The 5,732-nt window shown below is 42.8% G+C and carries 6 protein-coding genes; 5 read left to right on the forward strand and 1 reads right to left on the reverse strand.

Annotated features, from left to right (window positions below; translation table 11 throughout):
• Positions 1 to 28 precede the first annotated feature (28 nt).
• The 5 genes from ACUVXA_RS15040 (at position 29) to ACUVXA_RS15060 (ending at position 4,479) form a co-directional block, all read left to right on the forward strand.
• Entirely contained in the window at positions 29 to 700 is a 672-nt protein-coding gene (locus tag ACUVXA_RS15040; protein ID WP_445872098.1) for a Gfo/Idh/MocA family protein, read from the forward strand.
• 57 nt (positions 701 to 757) lie between these two features.
• Positions 758 to 1,741: an oxidoreductase gene (locus ACUVXA_RS15045; RefSeq protein WP_445872099.1), complete on the forward strand. Its 984-nt coding sequence runs from the start codon at positions 758 to 760 to the stop codon at positions 1,739 to 1,741.
• Positions 1,742 to 1,837: 96 nt separating this feature from the next.
• Positions 1,838 to 2,614: an SDR family NAD(P)-dependent oxidoreductase gene (locus ACUVXA_RS15050; protein ID WP_445872100.1), complete on the forward strand. Its 777-nt coding sequence runs from the start codon at positions 1,838 to 1,840 to the stop codon at positions 2,612 to 2,614.
• A gap of 51 nt (positions 2,615 to 2,665) precedes the next feature.
• Entirely contained in the window at positions 2,666 to 3,505 is an 840-nt protein-coding gene (locus ACUVXA_RS15055; protein WP_445872101.1) for a 3-keto-5-aminohexanoate cleavage protein, read from the forward strand.
• Positions 3,506 to 3,555: 50 nt separating this feature from the next.
• Positions 3,556 to 4,479, forward strand: coding sequence for a fumarylacetoacetate hydrolase family protein (locus ACUVXA_RS15060; RefSeq protein ID WP_445872102.1), 924 nt, complete (start codon positions 3,556 to 3,558; stop codon positions 4,477 to 4,479).
• A 74-nt stretch (positions 4,480 to 4,553) separates the two neighbouring features.
• Here the strand turns inward: ACUVXA_RS15060 and ACUVXA_RS15065 are convergent, their stop codons facing one another.
• The gene (locus ACUVXA_RS15065; protein ID WP_445872103.1) at positions 4,554 to 5,687 is read right to left on the reverse strand and encodes a M24 family metallopeptidase; all 1,134 of its coding nucleotides are present in this window, start codon (positions 5,685 to 5,687) and stop codon (positions 4,554 to 4,556) included.
• Positions 5,688 to 5,732 lie beyond the last annotated feature (45 nt).

A 5,732-nucleotide genomic window follows, 5' to 3' on the forward strand; every position in this document is an offset into this window, starting at 1 on the left:
AACCGAACACCATCTGGAAGTGTCCTAGATGGGTAAGTTTCGGACAACGGTTTCAGAGGTTCCTGACCTATCTAAACCCGATCACTGGAAGGGTAGCCCGGAATTAGCGGGTGGAGGGGTTCTCATGGATGCCGGTGTTCATCGCCTTTCTGTTTTGAGATGGTTATTCGGGGAGGTGGATTTAGTTTACTGCTGGTTGGCCAAACAGGTGATTAAATTGGAGAACAAAGCCGAAGACAACGCTATGATGTTTTTGAAATTCGAGAATGGAGCAATCGCCGAGGTTGTGGTAAGCTTCACAGTAATAAGTCCTCCCACCAACAGACTAGAACTCTACGGAACAGAGGGGACCATTCTGGAAGACCATTCCTGGGAGCATCCGGTTCAAATATTCTCCACCCTAAAAGAGATGGAGACCAAAAGATACCAATGGTACAGTCCAGAAGTAGAGCACCAACCCTTCCCGGGATACTACCCGCTTAGTTTTAGATATGAGGATGAGCACTTTGTGGACTGCATAATAAACGACCAGGAACCGGAATACACACCTGAAATGGCTAAGGGCTCCGTGGCGACGGTGCTCATGGGTTACCTATCCGCAAAAACAGGCAAGATAGTAACCCGCAAAGATTTGGAAGAAGTGGCTTCAATTAAGGGCACCCGCAGTATAATTGAAGGGCTAGGAAAAATAAGCATTTAAATTCCGTGCAAGTAGCCCTTTATAACTTTTTAATATTTAATGCGAGAGGTGATTCGATTGGCAAGATTGTTTGATTCAATAAAAATAAACTCCTTAAAGCTCAGAAACAGGATATTAATGGCTCCTATGAGTATGGGTTATGCTGATGAAAAAGGATTGGTCACAGATAAGTTAATCAAACATTATATTGACCGGGCAGAAGAAACCGGAATAATAATCACAGGACACGCATACGTTGAACCAGTCGGGAAATTTAACAAGGGTCAGCTGGGAATATACAGCAACGAACATATCGCCGGATTAAAAAAACTGACCAAAGCCGTACACGACAAAGGCACACCTATAGGGGTTCAAATAAGCCACGCCGGAGGAGCAACATCCTCCAGTATCGTGGGAAAAACTCCGGTGGCGCCCTCCACTATTACCGGAGGTAAGGAAACTCCCAAAGAGTTAACAGAAAGTCAGATAGAGGGTCTCTTAGAAAAGTTTGGTCAGGCAGCGGAGAGAGCCGTAACCGCGGAGTTTGACCTCGTAGAGATTCATGGGGCCCACGGCTTTCTTTTGAACCAGTTTGTTTCACCCCTAACTAATAGGAGAAAAGATAAATATGGAGGCTCACTTGAGAACCGAATAAGATTCCCCCTAGAGGTAGTAACCAAGATAAGAGAGATTGTGGGAAAGAACTTCCCCTTAGAATACCGTTTAGGCTCTGATGATCTCAATCCAAAGGGCATAACCATTGAAGACAGCAAGGTTTTTGCTAAAGAACTTGTACGAGTAAGGGTTGATTCACTAGATGTTTCAGGTGGATTGTGTGGAGGACAACCTTCAAGTCTTACTGGAGAAGGATTCTTTATACCACAGGCTGAGACAATTAAAAAGACGGTAAAAATCGTGGTGATAGGTGGAGGAGGAATAACAACTCCTGAATTCGCAGATAAGGTAATCAAAGATAATAAGGTCGACATGGTTTTCATCGGAAGAGCATTCCTCAAAGAACCGAAATGGGCAGCAAACGCTATAAAGAAACTGAAAAAATAAAATAAAATAAAACAGAATTAAAAAATGTGAAGCTGTAATCCTTTAAGGTGTTGGATTCAAAATTGATTTGGACTAAAATGAGAGGAGGATTTTAATTTGAAATTAAAGGATAAAGTCGCAATAATAACTGGTGCCGCAACGGGAATAGGAAGAGCAACGGCCATATTATTTGCCAAAGAAGGAGCCAAAACCGTACTGGCCGATGTAAAGGTCAAAGAAGCAAATAAAACCGTTAAACTTGTAAAAGATGTGGATGGAGAAACAATATTTATCGAAACCGATGTCTCCAAAGAAACTGACATAAAAAAGATGGTCGAAAAGACCATGGAAAAATACGGAAGGATAGATATACTTGTCAACAATGCGGGCGTGGTTCTTGTAAAGCCTGCTGAGGAAACCACAGAACAAGATGTAGACAAAGTTATCAGTGTGAATTTCAAGGGTGTCTTTTTCGGCTGTAAACACACCATTCCCATAATGAAAAAACAGAAAGGCGGAGTAATAGTGAACATAGCCTCGGTTTCAGGGCACATAGGGCAGGTAAACCACGCTGTATACGGGGGAACCAAGGGAGGAGTAATAGCGATGTCCCGAGCCTTAGGAGTAGAACTGGCACCCTTCAACATACGCGTAAACAGTATAAGCCCGGGAGCCGTAGACACCCCGATGCTCAGAGGAGACGTCAAAACAGAAGCGGCGCGCAGGGGAGTAAGTGAAGAAGAGGTAAAAAGGGAATTCGAGGAGCACGGCGTGCTTAAAAGATGGGCAACTCCTGAGGAAATAGCGAAAGGCATACTTTATCTAGCATCAGATGATTCAACCTACATCACAGGGGGAGATATTCTAATAGACGGTGGATGGACAGCCCAATAAAAGAATGTGGAAGGAATTATTATAATAAATAATATTATGTGGTGTTATTGAATGGTTGGAACAGATCTGCTGAGACTGGTTGATTTAAAGCCGTTCTCAACTAGTGAAAAATTAATCATTACTGTTACTCTGGCGCATTCATGGATCTATACCGATATTAGGAACTATCCGGTAACCCTGAAAGAAATTGTTGAAACCGCGTGTAAATGCTGTGAGGCTGGGGCAAGCATCGCTCATGTCCATACACCCCAGGGTAAGGCTAAAGAGATTGTGGACTCAATCCGAGAAAAATGTGATATTATTATTCAGTTGGGTATGTCGAGTGAGCCAATAGAAAAGAGAAAGGAACTTTTTGACGGTCGGCCAGATATGATGTCAGTAATTCTGAATCACCATGATGAATGTTTTGCGGAGGTGGAAGTAAATCAAATACACTCTAGGCAAGAATTGGAAGAATACTGCAAAATCTTCCGTAAAACGGGCATAAAACCGGAGTTCGAAAACTGGCACCACGGCTCAGTGTGGAACCTAAACCATCTGATAAAGAAAAAATTGCTGGATAAACCCTATTATCAAACCCTTTTCTTCGGATGGCCAGGAGGCACATGGTCGCCACCTGCACCGAACGAGTTTTTCCATAGAATAAGATATCTGCCGGAGGGAAGTGTATACGCTGTGAGTATCATGGGATCAGAACAAAATGTGATTGTACCACTAGCCATAGCAGCGGGTGGGCACGTAAGAGTGGGAACAGAAGACTATCCCTTCATTAGGGAGGGCGTTCCAGCGAAGAGTAATGTGGAAATCGTTCAGAAAACCGTGAAACTAAGCAAAGAAATGGGCAGAGAAGTAGCAACTTCCTCTGAAGCAAGAAAAATTATTGGTATCTAAAAAATTCCACCCATAATTGCAATTCATTAAAGGAGCGTTGAGAATTTATAATGAAACTGGTAACCTTTTCTAAAAACGGGGCCTTACAAATCGGAATAGTTTTTCAAGATGACAAGATCATAGACCTGGTTTCAGCTTACAATTTTTACAAGTCGGAGAAAAGGGATCTGGCATTCCAAATACCCAGTGATATGATTGGTCTCCTAAATACCGGTGAAGCTGGTTTAGAGGCGACCCGAAAAATTTACGAGTCAATCAAAAAAAGGTACAAGAGCGAATCTGAAAAACTGGCTGAAATCGTGTATGATATGGGAAGTGTTAAGTTAAAGGCTCCTATACTAAATCCAAAGAAAATAATCTGTCTGGGCCTAAACTATTACGATCATGCCGAGGAGGCAGGCCTAAAACCACCAGATCGCCCAATCTTATTTTCAAAGCCGGCAACAGCACTAGTTGGACACGAGGAACCAGTTATTTATCCCAAAATCTCTAACAGGGTCGACTATGAGGTTGAATTAGCGGTGGTAATGGGCAGGAGGGGAAGGGAAATTCCGGAGAGCAAAGCCTATGACTATGTAGCCGGATACATGGTCTTCAACGATGTATCCGCGAGGGATATCCAGTTTAGTGATGGCCAGTGGTTTAGGGGTAAAAGCTTTGACACCTTCGCGCCCATAGGACCCTACCTCACACTACGAGAACAGGTATCTGACCCGCAAAATCTAAAAATGTGGATGAAGATTAACGGTGAAATCATGCAGGACAGCTCCACAAAAAACATGATATTCAAAATCCCCTACATAATCTCCTTCATATCTGATGTAATGACACTTGAACCCGGTGACATAATTGCTACAGGAACACCTAGTGGAGTAGGAGTGTATAAGAAACCCGAGCCCCGCCTATTGAAGGTGGGGGACATTATGGAAGCTTATTTGGACGAATTAGGCGTTTTAAGAAATCCGGTAAGGTAGAAATTAACTTTTAAGTAACTTTTCATTTTATAGATTTATTAATAAAAAGGGTGGGATTAAGATACTTCCTTCGATCATTGAACAGTAAAGATTTTCATGTCCAATCTGGATATTCTTTCACAGCCAGAGCTGGTCACTAGATATGTATCTTCATTACCTATCAACATGCCGCTTGAATGTAGACTCCAGGCCTCAATGTCCATAACCGCGTTCTCTACAAACTTTCTATCGGATGCACCTTTCATCACATCCAACCAGTGGAACTCCTCTGTCTGGAGTCCCACACTGTGTATGGTTATAAAAACAGGATCCTTCCGTCCATGCGCCTGCCATGCCTCTAGAGCTGTTTGGTTAACCTTTTTAGGATGAGCACCCGGCTTAATTGCCTTCACACAAGCCTTCTGCACCTCGACTGCAGCATCAAAGGGTTCTTGAATGTCTGAAGGCACTTCTCCCAGGAAACCGTGTCGACTGACATCCGAATTATACCCCCTGTATATTGCTCCAATGTCGAACCGGGTGATGTTTCCTCGTTTCATTTTCACTCCAGTTCCGGGGGCTTCTGGGTCACTATTGCCAACTGATAGAGTAACATGATCTGCTCCTGCGGCTCCTTCGTCAATGATTGTTTTTTTCGCTATCTTGAGGAAATCAAAATCGCTAATACCCTCAGCAATGTTTTCTACTAAGACTTCAATTGTTCGGTCTGCAATTCTGGTAGATTCCTTAATTCTCCTTATTTCCTCTTCTGATTTGCTGAGCCTCATATCAAGGAACAGATCGTCGGAAACTCTAAACTGGGCGTCCGGAAAAGTTTTTTTCAACTTTTCATACTGGTAGTATGGCATTAAAGACTCGATGCCCATTACCCCTCTCTCGAAACCGTGTTTCTTAATAAAGGAAGCGATGGCATCCATAGCCCCTTCAGGATTCATGATGCCCTGAGCCTCCTCAACCCAGCTGAGAGTTGCATTATAAAGGGCCCAAGTGACCATGCTTTCACTACCATCTTTATAGACCGCCACTATTGTGGGATACTGATTAGCGAGAGCAAAAAGAATCGGATTGTTTTCCACAGCTCTGACTGCTAGACCACAAGTGTAAAAAACGTTCTCTGGACTAGAAGCTATTAGAACATCAACACCATTTTCTTCCAACACCCGAGAAGCTTTTTCTTTACTAAATCCAATAGGCTTAGGTCGACTCATAAAACCTTTTTTTATTTACAAACAATTTAAAACTTTCCTTATCTT

It is taken from the genome of Candidatus Jordarchaeum sp., assembly GCF_052745115.1.